This window comes from Mesorhizobium sp. B3-1-9 (genome assembly GCF_006439595.1).
GTDB lineage: Bacteria > Pseudomonadota > Alphaproteobacteria > Rhizobiales > Rhizobiaceae > Mesorhizobium.
The window spans coordinates 362,008-387,264 of sequence record NZ_VFTJ01000005.1; the positions used below are offsets into that span (position 1 = coordinate 362,008).

At 63.8% G+C, this 25,257-nt stretch carries 23 protein-coding genes and 1 pseudogene; 11 read left to right on the top strand and 13 right to left on the bottom strand.

The features are described from left to right. Nucleotides 1-30 precede the first annotated feature (30 nt). Together FJW07_RS12235 and FJW07_RS12240 are read left to right on the top strand one after the other, a co-directional pair. Complete coding sequence (locus tag FJW07_RS12235) at nucleotides 31-822, top strand: GH25 family lysozyme (RefSeq protein ID WP_140856638.1); 792 nt, start codon at nucleotides 31-33, stop codon at nucleotides 820-822. 183 nt (nucleotides 823-1,005) lie between these two features. Continuing rightward, nucleotides 1,006-2,184, top strand: coding sequence for a lytic murein transglycosylase (locus tag FJW07_RS12240; protein ID WP_140647572.1), 1,179 nt, complete (start codon nucleotides 1,006-1,008; stop codon nucleotides 2,182-2,184). A gap of 204 nt (nucleotides 2,185-2,388) precedes the next feature. Here FJW07_RS12240 and FJW07_RS12250 read toward each other — a convergent pair whose 3' ends face one another. Further along, a complete protein-coding gene (locus FJW07_RS12250) occupies nucleotides 2,389-3,609 on the bottom strand; it encodes an alanine racemase (protein ID WP_140647573.1) in 1,221 nt (406 codons plus the stop codon). 211 nt (nucleotides 3,610-3,820) lie between these two features. Between FJW07_RS12250 and FJW07_RS12255 the strand changes: the two genes are divergently transcribed. Beyond that, nucleotides 3,821-4,741 carry a DMT family transporter gene (locus FJW07_RS12255; RefSeq protein ID WP_140856642.1) on the top strand — a complete coding sequence of 307 codons (921 nt, stop codon included), beginning with the start codon at nucleotides 3,821-3,823 and terminating at the stop codon, nucleotides 4,739-4,741. Nucleotides 4,742-5,111: 370 nt separating this feature from the next. Here FJW07_RS12255 and metF read toward each other — a convergent pair whose 3' ends face one another. Beyond that, complete coding sequence (metF, locus tag FJW07_RS12260; protein WP_140856644.1) at nucleotides 5,112-6,029, bottom strand: methylenetetrahydrofolate reductase [NAD(P)H]; 918 nt, start codon at nucleotides 6,027-6,029, stop codon at nucleotides 5,112-5,114. Beyond that, on the bottom strand, nucleotides 6,029-7,036 hold the full coding sequence (locus FJW07_RS12265; RefSeq protein ID WP_140647576.1) for a metalloregulator ArsR/SmtB family transcription factor: 1,008 nt from the start codon (nucleotides 7,034-7,036) through the stop codon (nucleotides 6,029-6,031). The genes metF and FJW07_RS12265 overlap by 1 nt, the downstream gene beginning before the upstream one ends. Before the next feature lie 140 nt (nucleotides 7,037-7,176). Between FJW07_RS12265 and tsaA the strand changes: the two genes are divergently transcribed. The 3 genes from tsaA to FJW07_RS12280 all read left to right on the top strand — a co-directional run bounded on the left by tsaA (nucleotide 7,177) and on the right by FJW07_RS12280 (nucleotide 9,102). Continuing rightward, nucleotides 7,177-7,683: a tRNA (N6-threonylcarbamoyladenosine(37)-N6)-methyltransferase TrmO gene (tsaA, locus tag FJW07_RS12270; RefSeq protein WP_140647577.1), complete on the top strand. Its 507-nt coding sequence runs from the start codon at nucleotides 7,177-7,179 to the stop codon at nucleotides 7,681-7,683. Next, nucleotides 7,680-7,994: a DUF2293 domain-containing protein gene (locus FJW07_RS12275; RefSeq protein ID WP_140647578.1), complete on the top strand. Its 315-nt coding sequence runs from the start codon at nucleotides 7,680-7,682 to the stop codon at nucleotides 7,992-7,994. Before tsaA ends, FJW07_RS12275 begins: the two co-directional genes overlap by 4 nt. Nucleotides 7,995-8,262: 268 nt before the next feature. Further along, the gene (locus tag FJW07_RS12280) at nucleotides 8,263-9,102 is read left to right on the top strand and encodes an SDR family oxidoreductase (protein ID WP_140856646.1); all 840 of its coding nucleotides are present in this window, start codon (nucleotides 8,263-8,265) and stop codon (nucleotides 9,100-9,102) included. Between the two features lie 234 nt (nucleotides 9,103-9,336). On the opposite strand, the gene FJW07_RS12285 is transcribed toward FJW07_RS12280, so the two are convergent. Then, complete coding sequence (locus FJW07_RS12285; protein WP_140856648.1) at nucleotides 9,337-9,966, bottom strand: MOSC domain-containing protein; 630 nt, start codon at nucleotides 9,964-9,966, stop codon at nucleotides 9,337-9,339. 180 nt (nucleotides 9,967-10,146) lie between these two features. Between FJW07_RS12285 and FJW07_RS12290 the strand changes: the two genes are divergently transcribed. Further along, nucleotides 10,147-10,713, top strand: a complete 567-nt coding sequence (locus FJW07_RS12290) for an isoprenylcysteine carboxylmethyltransferase family protein (protein WP_140647582.1) — start codon at nucleotides 10,147-10,149, stop codon at nucleotides 10,711-10,713. 7 nt (nucleotides 10,714-10,720) lie between these two features. Here the strand turns inward: FJW07_RS12290 and FJW07_RS12295 are convergent, their stop codons facing one another. The 3 genes from FJW07_RS12295 to ettA all read right to left on the bottom strand — a co-directional run bounded on the left by FJW07_RS12295 (nucleotide 10,721) and on the right by ettA (nucleotide 14,419). Continuing rightward, nucleotides 10,721-11,842, bottom strand: coding sequence for a beta-ketoacyl-ACP synthase III (locus FJW07_RS12295; RefSeq protein ID WP_140828921.1), 1,122 nt, complete (start codon nucleotides 11,840-11,842; stop codon nucleotides 10,721-10,723). Nucleotides 11,843-11,961: 119 nt separating this feature from the next. Then, on the bottom strand, nucleotides 11,962-12,729 hold the full coding sequence (gene tam / locus FJW07_RS12300) for a trans-aconitate 2-methyltransferase (protein WP_140856650.1): 768 nt from the start codon (nucleotides 12,727-12,729) through the stop codon (nucleotides 11,962-11,964). A 40-nt stretch (nucleotides 12,730-12,769) separates the two neighbouring features. After that, the gene (ettA, locus tag FJW07_RS12305; RefSeq protein WP_140647586.1) at nucleotides 12,770-14,419 is read right to left on the bottom strand and encodes an energy-dependent translational throttle protein EttA; all 1,650 of its coding nucleotides are present in this window, start codon (nucleotides 14,417-14,419) and stop codon (nucleotides 12,770-12,772) included. Between the two features lie 264 nt (nucleotides 14,420-14,683). Between ettA and FJW07_RS12310 the strand changes: the two genes are divergently transcribed. Beyond that, entirely contained in the window at nucleotides 14,684-15,961 is a 1,278-nt protein-coding gene (locus tag FJW07_RS12310) for a GGDEF domain-containing protein (RefSeq protein WP_140856652.1), read from the top strand. A 30-nt stretch (nucleotides 15,962-15,991) separates the two neighbouring features. Here the strand turns inward: FJW07_RS12310 and FJW07_RS12315 are convergent, their stop codons facing one another. Further along, the gene (locus FJW07_RS12315) at nucleotides 15,992-17,002 is read right to left on the bottom strand and encodes a ribonuclease (RefSeq protein WP_140856654.1); all 1,011 of its coding nucleotides are present in this window, start codon (nucleotides 17,000-17,002) and stop codon (nucleotides 15,992-15,994) included. A gap of 247 nt (nucleotides 17,003-17,249) precedes the next feature. Here FJW07_RS12315 and FJW07_RS12320 point away from each other — a divergent pair, with 247 nt between their 5' ends. The 3 genes from FJW07_RS12320 to FJW07_RS12330 all read left to right on the top strand — a co-directional run bounded on the left by FJW07_RS12320 (nucleotide 17,250) and on the right by FJW07_RS12330 (nucleotide 21,082). Beyond that, nucleotides 17,250-18,182, top strand: a complete 933-nt coding sequence (locus FJW07_RS12320) for an alpha/beta hydrolase (RefSeq protein ID WP_140856655.1) — start codon at nucleotides 17,250-17,252, stop codon at nucleotides 18,180-18,182. An 81-nt stretch (nucleotides 18,183-18,263) separates the two neighbouring features. Beyond that, entirely contained in the window at nucleotides 18,264-19,436 is a 1,173-nt protein-coding gene (locus tag FJW07_RS12325; RefSeq protein WP_140856657.1) for a CaiB/BaiF CoA-transferase family protein, read from the top strand. Next, nucleotides 19,433-21,082 carry a thiamine pyrophosphate-binding protein gene (locus FJW07_RS12330; protein WP_140856659.1) on the top strand — a complete coding sequence of 550 codons (1,650 nt, stop codon included), beginning with the start codon at nucleotides 19,433-19,435 and terminating at the stop codon, nucleotides 21,080-21,082. Before FJW07_RS12325 ends, FJW07_RS12330 begins: the two co-directional genes overlap by 4 nt. 58 nt (nucleotides 21,083-21,140) lie before the next feature. Here the strand turns inward: FJW07_RS12330 and FJW07_RS12335 are convergent, their stop codons facing one another. The 5 genes and pseudogenes from FJW07_RS12335 to FJW07_RS12355 form a co-directional block, all read right to left on the bottom strand. After that, a complete protein-coding gene (locus tag FJW07_RS12335; protein ID WP_140856661.1) occupies nucleotides 21,141-21,578 on the bottom strand; it encodes a CHRD domain-containing protein in 438 nt (145 codons plus the stop codon). 166 nt (nucleotides 21,579-21,744) lie between these two features. After that, the gene (locus tag FJW07_RS12340) at nucleotides 21,745-22,716 is read right to left on the bottom strand and encodes an ABC transporter substrate-binding protein (RefSeq protein ID WP_140657515.1); all 972 of its coding nucleotides are present in this window, start codon (nucleotides 22,714-22,716) and stop codon (nucleotides 21,745-21,747) included. A gap of 39 nt (nucleotides 22,717-22,755) precedes the next feature. After that, the gene (locus FJW07_RS12345; protein WP_140856663.1) at nucleotides 22,756-23,910 is read right to left on the bottom strand and encodes an ABC transporter permease; all 1,155 of its coding nucleotides are present in this window, start codon (nucleotides 23,908-23,910) and stop codon (nucleotides 22,756-22,758) included. Next, nucleotides 23,907-24,785: an ABC transporter permease gene (locus FJW07_RS12350; protein WP_140856665.1), complete on the bottom strand. Its 879-nt coding sequence runs from the start codon at nucleotides 24,783-24,785 to the stop codon at nucleotides 23,907-23,909. The genes FJW07_RS12345 and FJW07_RS12350 overlap by 4 nt, the downstream gene beginning before the upstream one ends. Then, nucleotides 24,786-25,202: pseudogene (locus tag FJW07_RS12355) on the bottom strand (endonuclease domain-containing protein); the annotation flags it as partial. Nucleotides 25,203-25,257 lie beyond the last annotated feature (55 nt).

Genomic DNA, 25,257 nt, shown 5'->3' on the forward strand with positions numbered 1-25,257 from the left:
CGGCCGGCTGAACCCGGCTTGGGAAATGCCATGCGCCGTCTTGCGGCCATCCTGATGCTTACGCTGCTGGGCGCTTGCTCCACGGTGGACGATCTTTCGCCATTGTCGCCGTCTACGCAGACGGTGGCCGTGCGAGCGCCCAAGTTCGAGGACTCAAAGCCGCATGAATGGGACAGCGGCGCGCCGTGGAATTACGTCATCCACGGCACGGATGTCTCCAAATACCAGACCTCGGTCGACTGGCCGACAGCCAGAGCCAGCGGCATTTCCTTCGCCTTCATCAAGGCGACCGAAGGCGGCGACCGCTTCGACGAATATTTCAACGAGCACTGGTCGCGCACCAGGGCCGCCGGAGTTCCGCGCGCGGCCTATCATTTCTTCTATTTCTGCACGCCGGCCGAAACCCAGGCGCGCTGGTTCATCGCCAATGTCCCAAGGGACCCGTCGGCGATGCCGCCGGTGCTCGACATGGAGTGGAACCCGAAATCGCCGACCTGCAGGCTGCGCCCCGATCCGGCCACTGTGCGCAGCGAAATGACCGTCTTCCTGCAAATGGTCGAGCGCCATTACGGCAAGAAGCCGATCATCTACACCTCGCTCGACTTCTTCGACGACAACCAACTGGCGACATTCCGCGGCTATCCCTACTGGCTGCGCTCGGTCGCAGGCCATCCGCGCGAGAAATACGGCAGCCACCCCTTCACCTTCTGGCAGTACACCGGAACCGGCATCGTGCCCGGCATGACCGGCAAATCCGACATCAACGTCTTCAACGGCTCGGAAGCCGCCTGGAAGAAGTGGCTGCGGCAGAACACCCGTTGACATCGGCCGCCCCGCCTGCTTTTCGACACGGCGGGCGGCGAAACATGCAACCGCTGGTAATCCGGAGCGGCGTACTCACGCGAGTGCCTGGCGCGGCTCCTGGGCTTTGAAATCCTCGCATGCGCCTGTCCGATCCCGTCCGGGGTCACGATGGGGCCATGCGCCGGTCTCGAGAGGAAAGCGATGCGATTGCGCGTTGAAATCCTGGCGGCGCTCTTTGTCGGCGCGCTTGCACTGCCCGCGGCGGCGCAGGAATGCGGCGGCGATTTCGAGACCTGGAAGCAGGGCGTGGCGGCCGAAGCCAAGGCCGCCGGCGTCGGCGCCGTCGGCCTCGACGCGCTGGAGGACGCCACCATCGACGAGCGGGCGCTGGCGCGCGACCGCGCCCAGGGCGTCTTCACCCAGACTTTCACCGAATTCTCCAACCGCATGATTTCGGCCTACCGCCTGAAGCAGGGCGCGGCCAATCTGAAGAAATATGCCGAGGTCTTCGACCGCGCCGACAAGGAGTTCGGCGTCCAGCCGGCCATCATCGCCGCCTTCTGGGGGCTGGAGACCGACTTCGGCGCCGTGCAGGGCGACTTCCATACGCTGAATGCCCTGGTGACGCTCTCGCATGACTGCCGCCGCCCGCAGCTTTTCCGGCAGCAATTGGTGCCGCTGCTGACGCTTATCGACCGCGGCGTGCTGCCGGCTGACGTCAAGGGCGCCTGGGCCGGCGAGATCGGCCAGACGCAGATCCTGCCGACCGACTATCTGGCCGAGGGCGTCGATGGCGATGGCGACGGCAAGGTCGATCTCAGGGGTAGCGTGCCGGACGTCATCATGACGACCGCCAACAAGGTCATGTCGCGCGGCTGGAAGCGCGACCAGCCCTGGATCCAGGAAGTGCGCGTTCCCGACGACATGCCCTGGGATCAGACTGGCCGCACCAACAAGCTGCCGCTGTCGCAATGGGCGCAATGGGGCGTGACCAACCCGAACGGCACGCCGCTCGTCGACAACGGACTGAAAGCCGGCCTGGCGCTGCCGATGGGCCGCAAGGGGCCTGCCTTCCTGGCCTACGACAATTTCGACGTCTACCTGGAATGGAACCAGTCCTTCACCTACGCGCTGACCGCGGCCGTGCTTGCCACGCGCCTTGCCGGCGCGCCGCAATTCGACCCGCGTATGCCCGAGCAGGGCCTGAGCGGCGACCAGATGAAGGCGCTGCAGACCAAGCTCGAGGCAAAGGGATACGACGTGGGCACGGTCGACGGCATCCTGGGCACCAACACGCGCGAAGCTGTCCGCAAGGAGCAGACGCGGCTCGGGTTGCCGGTCGATGGTTGGCCGACGCCGGAATTGCTGGCGAAATTGTGAGAATAATGAATAGTGAATAGTGAATAGTGAATAGTGAATAGTGAATAGTGAATAGTGAATAGTGAATAGTGAATAGTGAATAGTAGGAAAATCACCCATATATGAGTGAGGTCAATCCGAATTACTACTCACTACTCACTACTCACTACTCACTACTCACTACTCACTACTCACTACTACTCACTACTCACTATTCCCCATTCATCAATCCGCCATCGTCTCCAAACTCGCAAAGCCTTGCGGCGCGTCGCCTTCGTCGAACGGCGTCGTCACCTCGACGAAAGTGTCTGGATAGAACCCATTGAAACGCGTCCTGAGCGACAGCGAGTAAGCGCCGATATGGCCGATCTCGATCCAGTCGCCGGTGTCGACCGTTTCCGGCAGCCAGAATGGTCGCGACAGAATGTCGACGGAATCGCAGGTCGCGCCGCAGACCTTGAACGGCACGATGTTTTTTTCCGCGCCGTTGCGCGTGCGGATCGCCGGATCGGGGATGAAGCGCGCCGGCAGGGTGATCTTGCCGGTCCATGAATCCGACAGCGAGGCCCAGATGCCATCATTGATGTAGAGACGCTTGCCCTTGCGCAACAGCACCCGCACGATCAGCGACAGGCAGCGCGCCACGATCACGCGGCCGGGCTCGGCCACCAAGGGCATCTGGTCGAACTGATACTCTTTCAGATCGCCGGCAAGCCGCGACATCAGTTGGCCGAGCGACGGCATCTCGACCTGCTTGCGATTGGGATCGTGGCCGTATTCGGCGGGGAAGCCGCCGCCCACATCGAGCCCGGCAATGTCGAAGGTCAAGCGGTTGCGCACCCAGTCGGCCGAGGCGAGCGCCCGCTCATAGGTATCGGGATCCTCGATCTGGCTGCCGACATGGAAGCAGAGCCCCACCCTGTAGCCGGTGCGGTTCAGCCGCTCGGCAAGCTCGACCGCGTTGGCCGGCCCGGCGCCGAATTTCTTCGACAATTCGTAAGCCGCATGGCCCTTGGTCTGGATGCGCACGAAGACGGTGATGGCTCCCGGGTCGATATCGAGCGCCCGCACAACGCGCGTAAGCTTGGTGATCTCGTCTTCATGGTCGAGCGAGATCACCCGGATGCCGTATTTCTCCAGCGCCAGCTTGATGTCCGACTGCGCCTTGACCGGATGCATGTAGAGCATCTCGGCATCCGCCGAGACCGCGCGCACGGCGGCGAACTCGCCCGGCGAAGCGACGTCGAAAGTGCTGACGCCGGCCTCGACCAATGTCTTCAGCACGATCTGCTCGCCATTGGTCTTCACCGCATAGGCGGTCTTGCCGGGGAACATCCCCATGAACTGCAAGGCGTCCGCCTTCAGCACCTGCGGGCGGAAACAGTAGACCGGGTCGTCCGGACGAAGCGCCAGTGCCGCCTCACGGGCATTTTCGAATCGCTGCATGGACGAATCCTCAGGTCTGAAGCGCGCACAATTAATCCTAGCTAGCTGCCAAAGAAAACAGTTCTATGTCTCGCCATCGCGCGCGGCCGGCCGCACATTTTTGCCGACGCTAAACCACCGGTCAGGTTTCGGGTGGCCCTTGCCGCCGAACCCGATATCGGTTGTTGAGATGACGGGCTGAACTTGCGACCGGCCCGGGGAGGAACAGGACATGTCGATTACGGCCGGCGCCGCGCCGACGCGCGGACCGATGGCGCTCAAGGATTGGGCGCAGCTTCTCCTGCTCGGCGCGATCTGGGGCGGCTCGTTCTTCTTTGCCCGCATCGCAGTGTCGGAAATCCACCCACTGGCGCTGGTGCTGTTCCGCGTCGCCATCGCCGCGGCAGCGCTTCAGCTCTATCTGGCGGTCCGTGGCCCTTCGTTCCGGCTCGCCTTCCCGCATGCCGGCCTGTTCTTCCTGCTGGCGCTCACCAACAATGTCGTGCCGTTCTCGCTGATTTTCGCCGGCCAGACGCAGCTCGGCGCCGGCATCGCCTCGGTGCTCAATGCGACGACGCCGTTCTGGACGCTGATCCTGGCCAATGCGCTCACCACCGACGAGAAGCTGTCCTGGAACAAGCTGGCCGGCATCGCGCTCGGTGTCGCCGGCACCGCGGTGATGATCGGACCTGGCCTGCTTGCCGGGCTTGGCGGACCGGTCTGGGCCAAGTTCGCATTGATCGGCGCGTCGCTCTCCTACGCCGTCGCCCTGATGATCGCGCGCCGCTTCAAGGGCGTGCCTTCGCCGGTCATCGCCACCGGGCAACTGACCGCATCGACCATCATCATGATCCCCATCGTGCTGATTGCCTATGGTCCGGCGGGATTGTTCTCGGCCTCGCCGCCCGTCTGGGCCGCGGTGCTGGGCCTGGCGCTGCTGTCCACCGCCTTTGCCTACATCCTCTATTTCAACCTCGTCGCCTCGGCCGGCGCCACCAATGCCTCGCTGGTGACGTTGATCGTACCGGTCAGCGCGATGCTGCTCGGCTTCCTCTTCCTCGGCGAGCGGCTGGCGCTGTTCGAGGTCGGTGGCATGACGCTGATCGGACTCGGCCTCATCACCATCGATGGGCGATTGTTCGGCAAATGGTAGCGGTGTCATGCCACACCGCCGCCACAATTTATTCACAACCCCTGAGCCGGCTTTTGCCGAAGAGTTTCAACGGCTAATGGCAAATCCCCGGTCGCAAATTCCACAATCATGTCGCATTGCAGCACGTTTTCCGCTTGCCTGTGGCACAAATGACCCTAGACTCCTGCCATAGCTCTGAAGAGGAGGCTATGACATGGGACTGACGAGGCCGATCAACGCTTTGATGATTTGTGCCGCATTCGCATTCATCGGTGCCCTTATCATAGGCGTTCTTCCCTGACCCGCCAAAGCCGGGAAGACCAGCACCGAGAATAGTCCAAACAGTTCGAAAAGGCCGGGTTCTACCCGGCCTTTTCCGTTTCCGCCGGGCTCAAGCCGCGGCCGAACCGGCCGCCTCCGCCTCATGCGAGCGGATGCCGATCATGTGGCAGACGGCAAAGACGAGATCGGCACGGTTCATCGTGTAGAAATGGAAGTCGCCGACGCCGCGCTCGACAAGGTCGAGCACCTGTTCGGCCGCCACGGCCGAAGCCACCAGCGCGTGCGTCTGCGGGTCGTTCTCCAGCCCTTCGAAGCGCTCGGCGAGCCATGCCGGCACCAGCGCCCCGCAGCGCGACGAGAAATTGGCGACCTGGGTGAAATTGTGCACCGGCAGGATGCCCGGCACGATCGGGATGTAGATGCCGGCGCGGCGCGCCCGCTCGACATAGCGCTCGTAAAGATCGTTGTCGAAGAAGAACTGGGTGATCGCCCGCGTCGCGCCATTGTCGACCTTGCGCTTCAGCATGTCGATGTCGGTGGCGAAGTCAGGGCTTTCCGGATGCTTCTCCGGATAGGCCGAGACCGAGATGTCGAAATCGCCGACGCTCTTCAGCGCACCGACCAGTTCGGCGCCATTGGCGTAGCCGTCGGAATGCGGACGGCAGCTTGTCCCCACACCGGCCGCCGGATCGCCGCGCAGCGCCACGAAGCGTTTGACGCCCATGTCGGCGAACTCGCGGATGACCGTGTCGACCTGATCGCGGGCGGCATCGACGCAGGTCATATGCGCCGCGGGCGTCAGCGACGTCTCGTTGAGGATGCGCTTGACCGTGCGCGCCGTGCGTGAGCGGGTCGAGCCGCCGGCGCCATAGGTCACCGAGACGAATTTCGGCTTGAGCGGCTCCAACCTTGTGACCGTGTCCCAGAGCCTCACTTCCATCTCGTCGGTTTTCGGCGGGAAGAATTCGAACGAAACCCGGACCTTGTCGCCGATGTCGGGACGGCGGGAAAAGCGGAACTGGTTCATCAGGCTGTTTCCCTCACTGGCAAGGAATCGTTGGATGGATCGGCGATCAGCAGCCGGCGGTCGCGGCCGAGCCAGAGCTTGACGGTGAGCCTTGCCTCGTTGCCGCCACGCGGCTCGAATTCCTGGCTGTCCTCGAGGTCGAGGCCGGCCTCCCCGAACCATTCCGAAATCTGCCGGTCGGAAAAGCCGAGCCGCATGTGAGCGTGCTGGTCGCGCAGGAATTCAAGCGCGTGTGGCGCGAAGTCGACGACGATCAGCCGGCCCGATGGCCGCAGCAGCCTCGCCGCTTCGGCGATCGCGCGGGCCGGATCGTCGAGATAGTGCAGCACCTGGTGGATGGTGACGAGGTCGAAGGCGTTGCGCTCGACCGGCGGCGAGAAGATATCGCCCTGGCGCACCTGTGCATTGGCGATACCGGCCTTGTCGAGATTGGCGCGCGCCACGGTCAGCATCTCGCGCGACATGTCGATGCCGACGCCGCGCCGGTAGAGCGGCGCGAAGATTTCGAGCAGCCGGCCGGTGCCGGTGCCGAGATCGAGCATCGACTGGAACGGCCGCTTGCCGACAAGCTTTATGAGCGCCGCTTCCACCGCCCGATCCGGTACATGCAGTGAGCGGATATGATCCCAACTCGCGGCATTCTCGGAGAAATATTCGGCTGCCCGGTCCTGCCTTTTGCGCTTCACCGCCGCCAAACGCTCGAGATCGCGCACCACCTGCGGATCGGCCTCTCTTATGGCCGAGACCAGACGCTGTACGAAATCGCGCGAATTATCCGTATCGGTCAGCCTGAAGAAGGCCCAGGACCCTTCCTGGTAGCGGCCGATCAGCCCGGCATCGAGCAGCAGCTTCAGATGACGCGAGACCCGCGGCTGCGACTGTCCAAGGATCTCCGTGAGGTCGGAGACGGTAAGATCGCCGCGCGAAAGCAGCACCAGGATGCGCAGCCGGCTGGATTCGGCCGCCGCCTTCAATGTATCTACCATTGTGTCGAGCGAGACATGCATGAGCGGGTTCTCGTTGAAAGATATAAAGATATGTTTATGTCGATTTTGAAACCCTGGCAAGCGCTATGTCGCTTCCGGACAAGAAAATGGCGCAGCCGCGATTCGCGCCGGGCAAGCGGTTCTTCCGCGGGATGAACAGGATGTTTGAGACGCGCCAAGGCGAAACGCTTCTTGCGGCCGACCCGGCGGAGCTGCGGCCGGACGGTCATGTCGTCTTCATCGGCCGCATTGTCTCGCCCTGGGCGGTCCGCGAGGAGTGCCCGAAGAACATGCGCGCCGCCCGCGAAACCAGGCGGCCCGCGACAATCCTGATCGACGAGCCCTATCGCCCGGGGCTGCAAAACCTGGAACGCGCCAGCCACATCGTCATCCTGTCCTGGCTCCATCACGCGCCGCGGAATCTGATTGTGCAAAAACCGCGCCATGCGGCTGAACCGAAAGGCGTTTTCTCGCTGCGTTCCCCTGCCCGGCCGAACCCTGTCGGCCTGCATGTGGCGAAGCTCGTCGCTTTCGACATCGAGGCCGGCCGGATCGAGATCGACGCCATCGATGTGCTCGACGGCACGCCGGTCATCGACATCAAGCCCTACTACGCCTCGACCGATGCGTTCCCCGAGGCGACCATCGCCGGGCGCGACGAGAAATGAGCGCCCCCACCGGCCGCCGCCGCGCGATTGCCAAGGCGCTGACCGCACTGTTGCCGCTCGCCCCTTACGCCGACATGGAAAAGATCCGCGCCGACGCCGGTTCGGTGCATATGAAGAGCTTGCCGCCGACGATCGCGGTGTGGCTGGCCGCCATCGCCCATATCCGCCATGTCCACACCGATTACGAAAAGCTTCTGGCCGAAGGCTATGATCGGGATTCGGCGCGCTTCTTCGTCATCGAGCAGACCAATATGGTGCTGACCCGCTGGCGGGCAACGCGGCTGCTCGAGGAAGACGACGAGGACGAGTGAGGTCGGCGCGATCACCGGACGTCTGATCGTGCTCTATCCCTGACCCTGCCGCCAAATAAATCCGGCAGCGCCTCTGGAAAAACGCCCAAGGCGCCGTACATGCAGCAAACGGAGCATCCTCCGTTTGCATCCGGAATACACCGTCACCACAGCAATTCCAGGGAAAGCGCGTAGCGGTTTCCGCCCGGAATTACACAAAAACAACGACTTGGAGTGGCTCGGCGATCCTGAGAGGCGCCGCACGACTCCAGGGCAAGGATCACAGATCATGACTGATAAGGTTTGGTTCATCACCGGATCGTCGAAGGGTTTTGGCCGCGTCTGGGCCGAGGCCGCGCTCGCCCGTGGCGACCACGTCGCCGCCACCGCCCGCGATGCCGGCACGCTTGCCGGTCTCGTCGAGAAATATGGCGGCAACGTCGCCGCCATTGAGCTCGACGTCACCGACAAACAAGCGGTCGACGCCGCGATTTCCGAAGCGCACAAGCGTTTCGGCCGGCTCGACGTCGTCATCAACAATGCAGGCTACGGCCATTTCGGCGCCATCGAGGAAGTCACCGAGCAGGAAGCGCGCGACCAGATCGAGACCAACGTCTTCGGCGCGCTTTGGGTGACGCAAGCCGCGCTGCCCATCATGCGGGCGCAGCGTTCCGGCCACATCATCCAGATCTCCTCGATCGGCGGCGTCAACGCCTTCGCCTCGATCGGCCTTTACCACGCCTCGAAATGGGCGCTGGAAGCCTTCAGTCAGTCGCTCAGCCTCGAAGTCGCGGAGTTCGGCATCCATGTGACCTTGGTTGAGCCAGGCGGTTTCTCGACGGACTGGGCGGGGCCGTCGGCCAAGGTCTCCAAGCCGCTGGATGTCTATGAGCCGGTTCGTGCGGCGATGGCCGAGCGCCGCAGCCGTTCCGCGGCCGGCGATCCGCAGGCGACCGGCCCGGCGATGCTGGCGATCGTCGATGCCGCCGAGCCGCCGCTCAGGGTCTTCTTCGGCGATGGCGGCCTGCCGATGATCAGGCAGGAATACGCCAGCCGCATCGCCACCTGGGAAAAGTGGGACCATGTCTCGGTGATGGCGCAGGGCGGCAACAAGAACCGGAAGAGCTAACACTCTTTGGCAGTACCTAAGCCCGCCGAGGCATGTTGAGATTCAGGTCAGGGCGAGTCGAGAACGGTGGGTTCCGAGAACCGGCCTACGCCGGCCGTAGCCTTCGTAGCGCGGAGACCCTCATGAGAGCTTCGGCCGGCGAAGGCCGGAACGGAGCGTGCGTTTGGGCACGTGAGACCGGAAGCGCAGGAAACTGCCGTTCGCAGGCCGACCTCACCTGAATATCAGCATGCCTCAAGCCGGGTAAATCCACTGCTCCGGCACCCGCACCGAGATCTCCTCGCCGGCCCTGATGACGCCCGGCTTCTCGACCCAGGCGACAAGGCCGCGCAGCCGTTTCGCCTCCTTGGGAAAGAGCAGCGCGGTGGCATTGTGATCCGCGGCGCCGACATGCTCGGCGATCGACTGTCCGGCAACGCGGCAGGGCTTGTTCTGCCCGTCGACCTTGAGCGTCACCCCGCCCTTGAAGAACAGCAACGAGCCGGCCGGCAGCATCGAAAGCTGCGGCACGCCTTCGACCAGGAGGTTGGCGCCGATCCACTCCGGCTTGATCTCATCGAGCCCCATGCGCTGGGCGACGATGGCAAGCTCGTCCGCCGCGACGAGCGACAATTGCCGCTCGTTGCGCATCTCGGTGCCGCGCGGGTACCAGGGCTCGCGTCCGCCGGAACGCCGCGTCGTTCCGCCATGGAAGTCGCCCGCGATACCGTCGAAGCCGAGCCGCAACTCCTCGACCACCCTCGTTTCGAAATGATCGTGCGGAGCGGCATAGAGCGCCGCTGCCTTTGCCGTCAGCTTGCGGCCCGGCACGATGTCGACCGCCGGTTCCGCTACGGGAAAAAGTTCCAGGTTCGTTTCCTGCATGCCGCTGGTCTAATGATGCCGAAGAATGCGGTCCAGTCGAAAGCGCTGATGATCCGATCACGCCGCTTGATGGTGATCACGATTTTCTTACCGCAAATCCCTTTCGCCAGTCGCCGCAAGCCGCGATGCTGCCGCGACGGCTGCATGGACGGTCACGCGCGCAATCGGGAAGGTTCGATCATGCAGGTTGGACAAGCTGTCGCCGCACTCTGGCTGTTCTGGCTGGTTTCCTGGCTTCTTGCCGCCTCCTGGGCCGACCCCGCGCAAAAGCGCGCGGATCTCAAGTCGGAGGCACGCTACCGGGTCCTTTGGCTGGCCGGTACCGTCCTGCTGTTCGTGCCGGCGCACGGCTATGTCGGCCGGCTTCGGCTCTGGACGCCGACGCTCGCCGGAGCCTGGATCTGCGTCGCCCTGATCGCCATCGGCATCGCCTTCGCCTGGTGGGCACGGCTGCATCTCGGCCGGCTGTGGTCGGCCAACGTCACCGCCAAGGCCGATCATCGCGTCGTCGATACCGGCCCCTATGGCCTGGTCCGCCATCCGATCTATACCGGACTGCTGCTGTCCGTCCTCGCCACCATGGCGGTCAAGGGCACGGTCTGGGGCATTGCCGGCGCCGCCCTGTTGCTCGTCGGCGTCGTCGTCAAGGCGAGGCTGGAAGAGAGCTTCCTGCGCGGCGAGCTTGGCCCGGCCTATGACGATTACGCCAGGCGCGTGCCGATGCTGGTGCCTTTCGCACCCGCCTGATCGCCGGTTACAGCATTCTCAACAGCGCGCCGCCGATCGAATAGCCGGCGCCGAAGGCGCAGATCAGTCCGAAATCGCCGGCCTTCATGTCGGCATGGTTCTCCGACAGCGCCACGATGGCGCCGGCGCCGGCCGTGTTGCCGAGCCGCTCAAGCACCATCGGCGCGCGATCATGGTCGACGTCGTGGCCGAAGGACAATTTCAGGATCATCGCATTCATGCGCGCATTGGCCTGGTGCAGCCAGAAGCGCCGGATGCCTTCCGGCGTCAGCCCGTGCTCGGCCAGGAATTCGACGATGAATTTCTGGCCGGCGACGGTGACTTCCTTGAACACCTTGTTGCCGACCTGCTTGATCAGGTTGCCTTCCAGGTTGATCATGTAGGGATCGTCCTGGGCCGTGCGCGTGTGGTAGCCGAGATTGGTGCGGATGTTGTTCGACATCTGCGTCCAGGTGCGCGTGTCGAGCACCTCGAAACGCCCCGGCCGCTTTTCGCCTTGCGCCAGTCCTTCGACGACCATGGCGACCGAGGCGTCGCCGAAGATGAAATGCGTCTGTCGGTCGCGGAAGTTGAGATGGCCGGTGATGATTTCGGGCGTCGACACCAGGATGCGCTTGTGTGCCCCCGCCCTCACCAGGTTGACGGCGACATGCAGCGCCGCAGCGGCGGAGGAGCAGCCAAGCCCCATGTCGAAGCCGGCGCCCTTGGTGCCAAGCGCCTCCTGCATCTCGATGGCGATGGCTGGATAGGGCCGCTGGTGATGCGAGGCCGAGCAGATCACCAGGTCGATGTCGGATCCGTCGACCCCGGCATGGGCAAGCGCCTTCCTGGCCGAGGCGATGCCGAACTCCGCCTCCAATGACAGCGCGTCGTCCGGCCGTGCCGGAATGCGCGGCGACATGCGGGTCGGATCGAGGATGCCCTCGCGCTCGACGACATGGCGGCTCTTCACACCCGAGGCGTGCACGATGAAGTCGCTGTCCGATTTCTGCAAAAGCGGCTCGCCGGTGTCGGCGCGGCGCGCATTCTCGGTGTCGACCCAACTGTTGAAGCTTTCGACCAGCTCTTCATTGGTGATGACGGGTTCAGGGATTTCGGCGCCGATGCCGCTGATGATGACGCGATGCATGTCCAATCCGTCCGAGGGGGCGGCAAGTTGTGCCGAGGCGAGGCGCTACACTTGTCGCATTTGCCCGGTTTATTCCAGCTTAATTCGACAACCACCGCTGGCATTCAGGTGGTAGATGCTCAAGCGCGCTTGGCGACGATGAAGATGCGCGGGAAGCGCAGCAGCACCTTGCCGTTCGCCGTTTTCGGATAGGCCTTGGCGATCTTCGCCGTGTAGCTGTCGAGGAACACCTTCTTCTCATCCGCATCGAGCGGATCGAGGAACGGCTTCAGCCCCGTCGCCTTGACCCATTCGACGATCGCTTCGGCATCGGCCAGCGGATGGTTGTAGATGGTGTGCCAGATGTCGAGTCGGTCGACGAGCGGCGACAGAAGATCGTAGTAGAAAGACACCGGCGGCAGCGGCGCGCGTGCCGCGCCCTCGAGCTTCGCCGAGAACCGCATCTCGGCCGCGGTTTCGCGCATCAGTTGGTGCGAAGGCTCGCCGAGATTATCGGGCATCTGGATGGCGAGGGCGCCGCCGGGCGCAAGCAATCCAGTCAGCCGCTGGAACACCACCGGATGCTCCGGCAGCCACTGGAAAACGGCGTTGGCGAAGATGACGTCGACGGGATGCTCGGGCTGCCATCCGGCGGCATCCGCCAGCTCGAAATTGACATTCGGCAGCCGCGCCCGCGCCTTCTCGATCATGTCCGGCGAGGTGTCGAAGCCGCTCACCTGGGCATCCGGCCAGCGCTCGACCAGAAGCTCGGTCGAGTTGCCGGGACCGCAGCCGATATCGGAGACGCGGCGCGGAAAATCGACCGGCACCTGCGCCACCAGGTCCCGCGCCGGCCGCGTGCGCTCGTCCGCGAACTTCAGATATTGGGCGGCGGACCAGTCAGCCATGTGAGAACCTTGCTTTGTTCGCCGCCCTTGGGGACTGATCCTACCGCGTCAGGCGCTTGTGCGTCATGCGGTGCGGGGCCGCCGCTTCGGCGCCCAGGCGGCGCAGCTTGTCCTTCTCATACTCCTCGAAATTGCCTTCGAACCATTCGACATGCGCGTTGCCCTCGAAGGCCAGCATGTGGGTCGCCATACGATCAAGGAACATGCGATCGTGGCTGATGATGACGGCGCAACCGGCATAGGCCTCGAGCGCGTCTTCCAGCGCACCCAGCGTTTCGGTGTCGAGGTCGTTGGTCGGCTCGTCGAGCAGCAGAACATTGCCGCCGCCTTTCAGCATCTTGGCCAGATGCACGCGGTTGCGCTGGCCGCCCGACAGGTTGCCGACCTTCTGCTGTTGGTCGCCGCCACGGAAGTTGAACGACGAGCAATAGGCGCGGCTGTTGATCTCGTGCTTGCCGAGCTTGATGATTTCGGCGCCGCCGGAAATTTCTTCCCATACGGTTTTGCTGCCATCGAGCGCGTCGCGGCTCTGGTCGACATAGCCGAGCTTGACCGTCTCGCCGATGCGCACGGTGCCCGCATCCGGCTTTTCCTGACCGGTGAAGGTCTTGAACAGCGTCGTCTTGCCGGCGCCGTTCGGGCCGATGACGCCGACGATACCGCCCGGCGGCAGCCTGAACGACAGGTTCTCGATCAAAAGCTCGTCGCCGAAGCCCTTGTTGAGGCCTTCGACCTCGATGACGACGTTGCCGAGACGCTCGCTCGACGGGATGACGATCTGCGTGTCGGTCGGCTTGCGGTTCTGCGACTGCTCGACCAACTCCTCATAGGCCTTGATACGCGCCTTGGACTTGGTCTGACGCGCCTTGGGTGAGGACTGGATCCACTCGCGCTCGCGCCAGATCGACTTCTGGCGGGCGTCGTCCTCGCGGCCTTCCTGGATCAGGCGCTTGGCCTTGGCGTCGAGATATTTGGTGTAGTTGCCCTCGTAGGGAATGCCACGGCCGCGATCGAGCTCGAGGATCCAGCCGGTCACGTTGTCCAGGAAGTAGCGGTCGTGGGTGATGATCAGCACCGAGCCCGGATAATCGCGCAGGTGCTTTTCCAGCCACGCCGTGGTCTCGGCGTCGAGATGGTTGGTCGGTTCGTCGAGCAGCAGCAGATCCGGCTGGCGCAACAGAAGCTGGCAAAGCGCGACGCGGCGGCGCTCGCCGCCTGAAAGGTTCGTCACCTCGGAATCGCCTGGCGGGCACTGCAGCGCGTCCATCGCCATCTCGACCTGCTGCTCGAGGTCCCACAGGTTCAGGCGATCCATCTCGTCCTGGAGCTTGGCCGACTCATCGGCCGTCTCGTCGGAATAGTTCATCATCAGTTCGTTGTAGCGCTCGATGATGGCCGTCTTCCTGGCGACGCCTTCCATGACGTTTTCCATCACGGTCTTGTTTGGATCGAGTTGCGGCTCCTGAGGGAGATAGCCGACGGTTGCGCCCTCGGCCAGCCACGCCTCGCCCTGGAACTCCTTGTCGAGCCCGGCCATGATGCGCAGGATCGTCGACTTGCCCGAGCCGTTGGGGCCGAGAATGCCGATCTTGGCGTCCGGATAGAAGGACAGGTGAACGTTATCGAGCACCTTCTTGGTGCCATAGGCCTTCGACAGGCCTGACATGTGATAGATGAACTGGCGAGCCACGCGCGCTTTCCCTGGAAACTGAAGTGTCAAGGTGAATGGGGGTTGCGCGCTATGTAGGCGATGAAGCGACGAACGGCAATCGCTTTCGGCACGCCGGCGGCCAAACGGTGCGCATTCGCCGGTTTGCGCTCCCGACTCCGCCCCCAGCTTTTCGCCGCCGCCAGCCATAGCGTGAAATCAGTGGTTAACCATTCGCCTTCAAAACGCTAATAGGTTGGGAAATCGCGGCCGTGCCGCGGTTTCGGGGAAGATCGGATCGACGACGTGCTGAACGGTATCCTGCTCCTTGCCGAAGCGGTTCTGTATTTCGGCGCCATGGTCACGCTTTTCCGCTTCCGGCGCCGCATCGGCCTTGGCGTGTTCATCTGCGCGCTCGGCGTCATGCATTTCCTCGAGACCTATCTCGCCAGCGTCTTCTATGTCGCGCTGCCCTTTGGCCTGGTCTCGCCAGGTTCAGCCGTGCTGTTTTCCGGCAAGCTGGTCATGCTGCTTCTGCTCTACATGAAGGAGGATGCCGCAACGGTCCGCCAGCCGATCTACGGACTTTTGCTCGGCAACGCCTTGATGATCGGCCTGGTGCTGATCCTGCGCCTGCACGCCGTTTCTCCGCTTCCCGACGGCAGAATGCCCAACATCGGCTTCATCGACGAGATGGGCTGGCTGATGGTGTGGGGCACCTCGTTGCTGTTCGTCGACGCCATCCTGATCATCCTGCTCTACGAGAAGCTCGGCGCCTATCTGCGCGCGAGGCCGTTCTTGCGCATCCTCGCATCGGTCGCCTGCGTGCTCACCTTCGACCAGGCCGGCTTCTTCACGGCGCTGCATTTCGTCGCCGGCGCGCCGATCGAGGTCTTCTTCGGCGGCTGGTTGGCCAAGATGGGCGCCGCACTTGCCTATAGCGGCATGCTCGTCGCCTATCTCAAATGGGTCGAGGACAGCGACATCGCCGTTCCGCGCGGCCTGTCCGACATCTTCGACACGCTCACCTATCGCGAGCGCTATGAAGCGCTGATCAAATATGTCGGCCGCGACGGCCTCACCGGCCTGCTGCATCGGGGCAGTTTCGACGCCGACGGCGAGTCCGCCGTGTCGGCCGCCATCAGAATCGGCAAGCCGCTCAGCCTGCTCATCGTCGACGTCGACCATTTCAAGTCGATCAACGACCGCTTCGGCCATGCCGAGGGCGACAAGGTGCTGAAATCGATGGCTGTGCTGCTTGCCGAGACCGTCGGCGGCAACGATCAGGTGTTCCGGATCGGGGGCGAGGAGTTCGCCGTGCTGACGCAACAGTCGCACGCGCCCGCCAGGCTGCTCGGCGAGACCATCAGGAACGCCACTAAGACCTCGGCACACACCACCCGCTTCAACATCACCGTGAGTGCCGGCGTCTCCACCGTCGGCGAGACGACGCGCTGCCTCGGCGACATCTTCGCGCTGGCCGACCAGCGCCTCTATAAGGCCAAGCTGAGCGGCCGCGACCGTGTGGTCGGCGAGCCCGGCAGCGAGGCGATCATCCTGCAGGCGGCCCCAAGGTCAGCCTAACCAAGATCGGCCTGGACCTGGGAATTCCGCCTACTGGAATCCGATCGCGTCGACCGCGCCCTTCGGGCAACCGGCCTTGGCTGTCGGCGCGGAGGCCATCAAGAGATCGGTGAGCTTGCTGTCGGGACCGACCGGGCCGGACAGGCCGAGCGTGATCTCGCCGATCAGGCGCCGCCCACTTGACGGGTCGACCAGGCAGGACACGCGCACGCGGTCGCCTGCGCCGGGACCGAAGGCTTCGTTGAAGGCGCCGCGGATCTGGTCCGAGGTCAATTGCTTGCCGATGTTCTTGTTGAAGAGGTCGCGCACCGGCGAGGCGTTCACCGCCCGCATCAGGTTGAGCGCGTCGGAGAAATAGTCCTGCTGGCTCTTGCCGTAGCAAGTACCATGCTTGATCCATTCGTGGCGCTCGAGCTTGGAAGCCGTGCCTGGCATCACCTGGTCGAGCTCGGCACGCGTCTTTGCGTCGAGATCGACCGGTGGCAGGTCTCCCCAATGCGACGGATTGTCATTGGCCTTGTCGCTCGCCGAGACCTGGCAATAGAAATTGCCGTTCGGCTGCGGCCACAGCCCATGCAGCGTGAAATGCGAGGCATCGAACTCGTTCGGGCTCTGTGCCTTGCATTCGGGCTTGCTCGCCTTGGTCTCGCAGAAAGCCGGCTGCCAGCTCAGCGCAAAGACATATTCGGGTTTTCCGGAGGCAGACGATGACGGCTTGGTCTGGCCGGAAGGCGCCGGCGTGACCGACGCGCCGCCGCCGGTGACATGGCCGCAGCTGATCTTCACCCAGCGCCGCTCGGGATCGGCACCCGGCACCTGAATGAGGTAGTGCGTGGGCTCGTCCTTGTTGCCGGCAAGCAGCTCGTAGCTCTTGCCGGCCTCGGTCGAGACATTGCCGGGGTTCTTGCCGCTCTTGATGGCCTGCGTCGCCGGACAGGCGCTGTCGGCCACGAAGGTGCCGCTCATCCTCACGTCGGCATGCGCCACCCCGACACCGGCGAAAGCCAGCATCATCGAACCCCACAACGCCCAAACCCGCATCCCGCTCTCCCGGCGATCATTGAACCGTATTGGATTCGTCACACTAGAACAGCCGACGTGTCGGAATTGCGATCTTTTTCGTCGCGCGAAAAAACTATCCCCAGCTGAGCGCTTGCAATCCGCGCGCCCGCAAGCTGCCCGATCGCCTTGGCGATGTGACGGATTGCCGGCGTAGCATCTCGGCAAGCGCGCTCATCCTCTTGACGCCGGCAAACGCCTCGCCCAACAGTCGCCGAGGGAGCGAGACATGCCATTCGACAAGCAGATGAGGCTGGCTTCACCGACGGGGGCCGAGCTCAACCTTTATGTGAAAGAAGCCGCCGGAAATCCGCGCGCCGTGGTCCAGATCAACCATGGCCTGGCCGAGCATGCCGCGCGTTACGCCCGCTTTGCCGATTTCCTGGGGCCGCGCGGATTCCACGTCTATGCCCATGACCATCGCGGCCATGGCGCGACGAAGGCTCCCGGCGCGCCGCTCGGCAAATTCGCCGACGGCGACGGCATCACCAAGGTGATCGCCGACGTCGATGCCGTTCACGACCTGATCGCGGCCGAGCATCCGGGATTGCCGGTCATCATCTTCGGCCATTCGCTCGGCGCCTCGGTCGCGCTGAACTTTGTTCTGCGTCACTCCGAGCGTGTCCATGCCGCAGCGATCTGGAACGGCAATTTCTCGCAAGGCCTGCTCGGGCAATTGGCGCTGCTCATCCTCGGCTGGGAGCGGATGCGGCTGGGTTCCGACGTGCCGTCTCGCCTTTTGCCTAAGCTCACCTTCCAGGCTTGGGGCAAGGCGGTGCCCGACCACCGGACCTTGTTCGACTGGCTGTCGCGCGACCCGGTCGAGGTCGACAAATATATCGCCGATCCGCTCTGCGGCTGGGATGCATCGGTCTCAATGTGGCGCGATGTGGTCACCATGGCGCTTCATGGCGGCAAGGACCAGAGCTTTGCCGGCGTCCGGCGCGATCTCTTCGTCAACCTTGTCGGCGGCGAAAAGGACCCCGCGTCGGACGACGGCAAGGCCGTCCATCACCTAGCAAAGCGCATGCGAGCATTGGGTTTTTCGAATCTGGTTTCAAAGGTTTATCCGGAAACCCGCCATGAAAGCCTGAACGAGATCAACCGCGACTCCGTCATGAATGATTTCGCCGCTTGGGCCGACGGCGTGCTGAAATCCTGATCCGGCGTGGCCTATCGTATGGGTCGTGACACGGCCGGTGCGTGTTGCTAGAGCCTGCGTTTCGTTAGAACACGGTGATCCATGACCGCCCCTCCGCTGAAAGGCATCCGCGTTATCGAACTTGCCCGCATCCTGGCCGGCCCCTGGGCCGGGCAATTGCTGGCCGATCTCGGCGCCGATGTCATCAAGGTCGAGAGCCCCGATGGCGGCGACGATACCCGCAAATGGGGTCCGCCCTTCGTCATGAGCCATGACGGCGAGAACCTTTCGGCCGCTTATTATCACTCCTGCAATCGCGGCAAACGCTCTATCGCCGTCGATTTCTCCAAGCCCGAGGGTGCCGAGACGCTGCGCAGGCTGATCGCCACGGCCGACGTGCTGATCGAGAACTTCAAGCTCGGCGGCCTGAAGAAATACGGCCTCGACTACGAAAGCCTGAAGGCGATCAATCCGCGGCTTGTCTATTGCTCGATCACAGGCTTCGGCCAGGATGGACCCTACGCGCCCCGCGCGGGTTACGATTTCATCATCCAGGCCATGGCCGGCATGATGTCGATCACCGGCGAGCCCGGCCGTGAGCCGCAGAAGGCCGGCGTCGCCATCTCGGATCTCTTCACCGGCCTCTATTCGGTGATCGCCATCCAGGCAGCACTTCGCCATGCCGAAAAGACCGGCGAGGGCCAGCATGTCGACATGGCGCTCTACGACAGCCAGATTTCGGCGCTCGGCAACCAGAACCTCAACTATCTGGTCTCGAGCAAGTCGCCGGTGCAGATGGGCAATGCGCATATGAACATCGCCCCCTACGAAGTCCTGCCGGTGAGGGACGGCCACATCATCCTCGCGGTCGGCAATGACGGGCAGTTCGGCAAGTTCTGCGCCGCCGTCGGCATCGCCGATCTGCCCGCCAATCCGGATTTCGCCACCAACCCTGCCCGCGTCGTCAACCGCGTGAAGCTGCGCGAGCGGATCGTCGAGGCGCTGGCGGCGTTCGATCGCGATCCGTTGCTGGCGAAGCTGGAAGCCGCCGGCGTGCCGGCGAGCCCGATCAACACGATCGGCCAGATGTTCGCCGATCCGCAGACCATCGCGCGCGGCATGCGGCTCGACCTCGACGACGGCCACGGCAATCGCCTGCCCTCGGTGCGCGCGCCGATGGTAATGTCGGGCACGCCGCTCGTCTATGAGCGCCCTTCGCCGCGCCTTGGCGAGCACACGGACGAAATCCTTGCCGAACTGGAGAGAGCAAAATGAAGACCGGCGGACAACTGATCGTCGAGGCGCTGGAAGCCAACGGCACCGACCGCATCTTCTGCGTTCCGGGCGAATCCTATCTCGCGGTGCTCGACGCGCTGCATGACTCTTCGATCCGCACCATCGTCTGCCGCCAGGAAGGGGGTGCCGCGATGATGGCCGACTGCCAGGGACGGCTGACCGGCAAGGCCGGCATCTGCTTCGTCACTCGCGGCCCCGGCGCGACCAATGCCTCGGCCGGTATCCACATCGCCATGCAGGATTCGGTGCCGCTGATCATGTTCATCGGCCAGGTCGCCAGCCACGCCAAGGAGCGCGAGGCCTTCCAGGAGGTCGACTACAAGCGCTTCTTCGGCGACATCGCCAAATGGGTGGTCGAGATCGACGATGCCGCGCGCATCCCCGAATTCGTCACCCGCGCCTTCGCGGTCGCGACCTCCGGCCGCCCGGGCCCGGTGGTCATCTCGCTACCGGAAGACATGCTGACCAGCGAGGTCGAGGCTCCGGAAGCGCTGCCGCATACGCCTGTCGAGACGCGTCCAGGCGAGGCCGAGCTCGATGCGCTGGAGATGTTGCTGAGCAATGCCAAGCGTCCTTTCGTCATTCTGGGCGGCACGCGCTGGAACGAGGAAGCCGTGGCGCATATGCGCACGATCGCCGAGACCTGGTCGCTGCCGGTCGGCTGCTCCTTCCGCCGCCAGATGCTGTTCGACCATCTCCATCCGAACTACGCCGGCGATGTCGGCATCGGCATCAATCCGAAGCTGGCGGAGCGGATCAAGCAGGCCGATGTCGTGCTCTTGCTCGGTGGCCGCCTGGGCGAGATGCCGTCTTCCGACTACACGCTGCTGAAGAGCCCCTACCCCGACCAGGCGCTGGTGCATGTCCATGCCGATACCGGCGAACTCGGCCGCGTCTACCGGCCGACAGTGGCGATCAACGCTTCGCCCGCCGCCTTCGTCGAGGCTTTCGCCAAGCGCAGGCCAACGGCCAAGCCCACCTGGGCGGCCGAAACGGAAAATGCGCACGCCGCCTATCTCGAATGGTCAACGCCGCCCCAGACCGGTCCGGGCGCCGTCCAGATGGGCCCGATCATAGACTATCTGGGAAAGGTTCTGCCGGAGGATGCCATCCTCACCAACGGCGCCGGCAACTACGCCACCTGGGTGCATCGCTTCTACCGCTCCCGCCGCTTCGGCACGCAGGCGGCGCCCACGTCCGGCTCGATGGGCTACGGCACGCCGGCCGCGGTCGCCGCCAAATCGCTGTTTCCGGATCGCACCGTGGTTGCCTTCGCCGGCGACGGCTGCTTCCTGATGAACGGCCAGGAGTTCGCGACGGCTGTCCAGTATGACCTGCCGATCGTCGTGATCGTCGTCAACAACGGCATTTACGGCACGATCCGCATGCATCAGGAGCGGGAATATCCAAGCCGCGTCGTCGCCACAGACCTCAAGAACCCGGACTTCGCGGCGCTGGCCCGCGCCTATGGCGGCCATGGCGAAACGGTCGAAAGGACCGCCGACTTCGCGCCCGCCTTCGAGCGCGCGCGCGCCAGCGGCAAGCCGGCGATCGTCGAGATCAAGCTCGATCCCGAGGCGATCACGCCGACCCGCACGCTGACGCAAATCCGTGAGAAGAGCTGAGGCAGCCTTTCTGCCGGCTGCACGACAAAAGAGGCGCTAAACCGCCCCTTTTGCGTCTTCACATCGCCTTCTCGATCTGGCCGCGGATCTCGCCGTCCTTGTTCTTGGCGGTGTGGACGTTGACGTAGTATTTGCCGGCCTCGAGGTCGGCTGCTTGCGCGTCGGTCAGCGTCGCCGACCCCTTGATCGGGCTCTTCAGCTTCTTGAACGGGATCACGGGATCCGCGTTCGCGCCCATGTCCGCCGGTCCGTGGATGTGGGCGGCCACGGCAGGTCCGCTGAGGCCGGAATATTTGACATTCCAGCTGAGCTTCTTGCTTGTGCTGTCGAAGGTGAATGTGGCGGTTCCCTTGCCCTTGGTGGTCGCGGGCGGGCTCTGCTGGCTGCCGTCGAGCGTCGCCTTGAACTTCATCGTCTCGGCCATGGCCGGCGATGCGAGAAAGAAGGCGGTCGAAACGGCCAGGGCCGAAAGCATCGGCACGGATAGGATGCGCATGAGAACCTCCGTTGGTTGCAGCATCCTGCACGGCTCCCCGACGCACGGATGCATCAGTGCAACGGTTGGGTGCCCGGATGTATCCCGGCACACAATTATTTTACCGCGACCAAAGAAAAAGGGGCGGTCGCCCGCCCCTTTCCAGCTTCCGCGTCGAGAACGGAGCCTACTTGATCGCCTTGTCGGTGATCGCGGTCGTGTAGGCGCCGCTCGCCTCCTTGCTGATGATCTTCTGGTCGAGCAGCGCCTTGGCGGTGCGCTCGTAAGCGGCCGGGATCAGCTTGCCGTCGGCATTGTCGATCAGCTTGGCCACTTCCTTCATCATGAACTTCTGGTGGTTCTCGTCCTGGCCGCCGGCGTCGACGACGATTCCGGCCGCCTCGTCGGTGTTCTCCGTGGCGTATTTCCAACCCTTCATCGAGGCGCGCACGAAGCGCACCATCTTGTCCTCGAAGGCCGGATCCTTGAGCTTGTCTTCGAGCGTATAGAGCCCATCCTCCAACAGGTCGTTGCCCATGGCGGAGTAGTTGAAGACGGTGAGGTCTTCCGGCTTGTAGCCGGCGTCCAGCACCTGGCCGTATTCGTTATAGGTCATCACCGAGATGCAGTCGGCCTGCTTCTGGATCAGCGGCTGCACGTCGAAGCTCTGCTTGAGCACGGTGACGCCGTCCGGGCCGCCATCGGTCTTGAGGCCGATCTTGTTCATCCAGGCGTAGAACGGATATTCGTTGCCGAAGAACCAGACGCCGAGCGTGTGGCCCTTGAAGTCGGCTTCCGTCTTGATCGGTCCATCCTTGGGGCAGACCAGTTCCATGCCCGCCTTCTTGAACGGCTGGGCGATGTTGACGAGCATCACGCCCTTGTCGCGGGCCGCGAGCGCCCCGCCCATCCAGTCGACGATGACGTCGGCGCCGCCGCCGGCGATCACCTGCTCGGGCGCGATGTCGGGACCGCCCGGCTTGATGTCGACGTCGAGGCCTTCAGCGTCATAGAAGCCCTTGGCCTTGGCAACATAGTAGCCGGCGAACTGGGCCTGCGTGACCCATTTCAGCTGCAGTGTCACCTTGTCGGCGGCCATCGCCTGGAAAGCGGCCAGCGACATGGCGCCGGCCAAAGCAGAAATCAGCAGTCTTTTCATGTTATTACCCTCTGAAGTTAGCACCCAAACCCACCGCCCCTATCCACCTCGGACAGAGGGATGCCAAAACGTGACGGCTCTCTCGATGAGAGCGACCACGCCATAAAAGACCGAACCCGCAAGTGCTGCAACTGCGATTTCGGCCCACACCATGTCGATGTTCATCCGCCCGACTTCCGTCGAGATGCGGAATCCCATGCCGACCACGGGCGTACCGAAGAACTCCGCGACGATGGCGCCGATCAACGCCAGCGTCGAGTTGATCTTCAGCGCATTGAAGATGAACGGCATTGCCGCCGGCAGCCTGAGCTTGAGCAAGGTCGGCCAATAGCCCGATGCATAAGTGCGCATCAGGTCGCGTTCCATATGCCCGGATGCGGCCAGCCCGGCGACCGTGTTCACCAGCATCGGAAAGAAGGTCATGATGATGACGACCGCTGCCTTGGACGGCCAGTCGAAGCCGAACCACATGACCATGATCGGCGCGACACCGATGATCGGCAGCGCCGAAACCATATTGCCGATCGGTAGCAGGCCGCGCCGCAGGAACGGCACGCGGTCGGCGAGGATGGCGACGATAAAGCCGGCGAGGTTGCCGACGACATAGCCGATCAGCACCGCCTTGAAGATCGTCTGGCGCACGTCCGACCCCAGGATCGGCAGCGAGTTGGCGATACGCGCCCCGATGGCGCTGGGCGGCGGCAACAGGATGAACGGGACGCCGGCGCCGCGCGTCACCGCCTCCCAGATGATCAGGATCCAGGCGCCGAAGATCGCCGGGATGATCAGGCGCAGCGCAGTCTTCGCCCAGCCCTGCGTGGGGCGTAACGACGACAGCAAGGCGACACAGCACCAGGCAAGCAGCCAGGCCGCGGCAAGCAGCAGGAAATACGGCGCCAGCGCGGTGCCTTCGAAACCGGCTATGCCCTTGATCAAAAGCCAGGCTGCGGCATGGGCGCCGACGAACAGCAGGATAGCTTCAACGATCGGCGTGAGCCTCACCATCGAGACCAGTGCAGCGATGAGCAACAGCCCGATGATCAGCCCTTTCGCGCCCATATAGGGATAGGCCAGCGTTGCGGCCGGCTCCGCCAGCGCGGCTGCTTCCGGCTTCGACATTGCGCCGAGCGCGAAGGCGATGAGGCACAGCGCGATCGCCAGCACCGGTTGCCAGGACGGTTTCAACCAGCTCATGCCGGCCTCCCGCCCATGGCGCGGTCGACGAGGCGTCCGGCAATGCCGACGACCATAACCAGCAGCGCCGCGACGATCGAGCCCGCGACCAGGGCCGACCAGATATCGATGGTCTGGCTGTAATAGGCGCCGGCGAGCAGCTTCGCGCCGATACCGGCGACCGCTCCGGTCGGCAGTTCGCCGACGATGGCCCCGACAAGGCTTGCCGCCACCGCCACCTTCATCGAGGTGAACAGGAACGGCACCGAGGCCGGCACCCTGAGCTTCCAGAATGTCTGCGAGGCGCTGGCGTTATAGGTATGCATGAGATCGAGATGCATGAGCTCGGGGGAGCGCAGGCCCTTCACCATGCCGACGGCCACCGGGAAGAACGACAGATAGGTCGAGATCAGCGCCTTGGGGATCAGGCCGGTTATGCCGATCGCCGCCAGCACCACGATGATCATTGGCGCCACCGCCAGGATCGGAATGGTCTGCGAAGCGATGATCCAGGGCATCAGGCTGCGGTCGAGCGTCGCCACATGCACGATACCCACCGCAATCAGGATGCCGAGCGCCGTGCCGAAGGCAAAGCCGAGCAGCGTCGAGGACAGTGTCACCCAGGCGTTGTAGACCAGGCTGCGGTTCGAGGTGACGGACCGCAGGAAGGTGTTTTCGAAGAAGTTCACCGCCACCTGGTGCGGCGCCGGCAGCGTCGGCTTCGGCTGCGACAGCGTCTTGCCGATGAACTCGACGGTGCCGGGCGTCTCCTTGGCTCGGCGGTCGAGGTCGCGCTGGAACGGCGCGTTGAGGATGACGGCAAAGACATACCAGAGGATTACCGCGCCGGCGAGGATGGTGGTGACGGGGATGACTTTCGAACGGAAAGTGTCCATCTAGCGCTGCCCTTCTCCTCTCCCCCACGGGGAGAGGGTGGCCGGAGCGAAGCGAAGGCCGGGTGAGGGTGAGTGTATCCGCCCCTCAAGCACGGCCAGGATCGTATCCAGCACCGCCCTCCGTTCCGCCAAGACCTCTTGATTCCAGAACCGAAGAACAGAGTAGCCGTTGCGATTCAGCCAAGCGGTCCTCGCCGCGTCAGTTGATGAGTCCGCATGCTGGCTACCGTCTATTTCGACGATCAACGCTTTCTCACGACACACAAAATCCGCGAAGAAAGGACCCAGCGGCACTTGCCGCACGAACTTGTAGCCGTTGAGGTGCCGCCCTCTCAGTTCGCCCCAAAGCCTGTACTCGGCTTCGGTTTCGTCGATCCGGAGTTCCCGGGCTCGGGACGTTGCGCCCGATTTTCTTTTGGTCGGGCCCACAGACAGCCCCTCACCCGGCCGCTGCGCGGCCACCCTCTCCCCG

Bases quoted from the DNA above. Each gene is read 5' to 3' on its own strand.
- FJW07_RS12235 (WP_140856638.1), top strand. From the start codon at position 31: ATGCGCCGTCTTGCGGCCATCCTGATGCTTACGCTGCTGGGCGCTTGC.
- FJW07_RS12330 (WP_140856659.1), top strand. From the start codon at position 19,433: ATGAAGACCGGCGGACAACTGATCGTCGAGGCGCTGGAAGCCAACGGC.
- FJW07_RS12295 (WP_140828921.1), bottom strand. From the start codon at position 11,842: ATGCATCGCGTCATCATCAGCGGCATCGGCGCCGAAATCCCTGAACCC.
- FJW07_RS12325 (WP_140856657.1), top strand. From the start codon at position 18,264: ATGACCGCCCCTCCGCTGAAAGGCATCCGCGTTATCGAACTTGCCCGC.
- metF (WP_140856644.1), bottom strand. From the start codon at position 6,029: ATGAACCAGTTCCGCTTTTCCCGCCGTCCCGACATCGGCGACAAGGTC.
- FJW07_RS12280 (WP_140856646.1), top strand. From the start codon at position 8,263: ATGACTGATAAGGTTTGGTTCATCACCGGATCGTCGAAGGGTTTTGGC.
- FJW07_RS12320 (WP_140856655.1), top strand. From the start codon at position 17,250: ATGCCATTCGACAAGCAGATGAGGCTGGCTTCACCGACGGGGGCCGAG.
- FJW07_RS12285 (WP_140856648.1), bottom strand. From the start codon at position 9,966: ATGCAGGAAACGAACCTGGAACTTTTTCCCGTAGCGGAACCGGCGGTC.
- FJW07_RS12335 (WP_140856661.1), bottom strand. From the start codon at position 21,578: ATGCGCATCCTATCCGTGCCGATGCTTTCGGCCCTGGCCGTTTCGACC.
- FJW07_RS12315 (WP_140856654.1), bottom strand. From the start codon at position 17,002: ATGCGGGTTTGGGCGTTGTGGGGTTCGATGATGCTGGCTTTCGCCGGT.
- FJW07_RS12275 (WP_140647578.1), top strand. From the start codon at position 7,680: ATGAGCGCCCCCACCGGCCGCCGCCGCGCGATTGCCAAGGCGCTGACC.
- FJW07_RS12345 (WP_140856663.1), bottom strand. From the start codon at position 23,910: ATGAGCTGGTTGAAACCGTCCTGGCAACCGGTGCTGGCGATCGCGCTG.
- FJW07_RS12265 (WP_140647576.1), bottom strand. From the start codon at position 7,036: ATGCATGTCTCGCTCGACACAATGGTAGATACATTGAAGGCGGCGGCC.
- FJW07_RS12350 (WP_140856665.1), bottom strand. From the start codon at position 24,785: ATGGACACTTTCCGTTCGAAAGTCATCCCCGTCACCACCATCCTCGCC.
- tsaA (WP_140647577.1), top strand. From the start codon at position 7,177: ATGTTTGAGACGCGCCAAGGCGAAACGCTTCTTGCGGCCGACCCGGCG.
- FJW07_RS12255 (WP_140856642.1), top strand. From the start codon at position 3,821: ATGTCGATTACGGCCGGCGCCGCGCCGACGCGCGGACCGATGGCGCTC.
- FJW07_RS12340 (WP_140657515.1), bottom strand. From the start codon at position 22,716: ATGAAAAGACTGCTGATTTCTGCTTTGGCCGGCGCCATGTCGCTGGCC.
- FJW07_RS12290 (WP_140647582.1), top strand. From the start codon at position 10,147: ATGCAGGTTGGACAAGCTGTCGCCGCACTCTGGCTGTTCTGGCTGGTT.
- tam (WP_140856650.1), bottom strand. From the start codon at position 12,729: ATGGCTGACTGGTCCGCCGCCCAATATCTGAAGTTCGCGGACGAGCGC.
- FJW07_RS12240 (WP_140647572.1), top strand. From the start codon at position 1,006: ATGCGATTGCGCGTTGAAATCCTGGCGGCGCTCTTTGTCGGCGCGCTT.
- FJW07_RS12250 (WP_140647573.1), bottom strand. From the start codon at position 3,609: ATGCAGCGATTCGAAAATGCCCGTGAGGCGGCACTGGCGCTTCGTCCG.